At 29.6% G+C, this 240-nt stretch carries 1 pseudogene; it reads left to right on the plus strand.

Going from position 1 to position 240, the window contains the following annotated elements:
- Nucleotides 1-240 (plus strand): annotated as a pseudogene (locus SAY88_RS25570) (sugar ABC transporter permease); the annotation flags it as partial.

The following is a 240-nucleotide window of genomic DNA, read 5'->3' on the forward strand; positions in this document are numbered from 1 at the left end:
AGCAAACTATAAAAATTTTAAGAAAGCAATGACGATTGTTCTTTTTATAGCCCCGGCCCTTTTGGTTTATGTGGTCTATTTACTGTATACGATTCTAGCAACATCAATTTATAGCTTTTATAGTTGGGATGGAACGAGTAATAAAACATTTATTTGGCTTCAAAATTATATTCAACTGTTTAACGATGCTATCTTTTGGACATCATTAAAAAATAATTTTTGGGTTGTTTTTACATCTGT

It is taken from the genome of Halalkalibacter flavus (assembly GCF_036663575.1).
Lineage (GTDB): Bacteria > Bacillota > Bacilli > Bacillales > Bacillaceae_D > Halalkalibacter > Halalkalibacter flavus.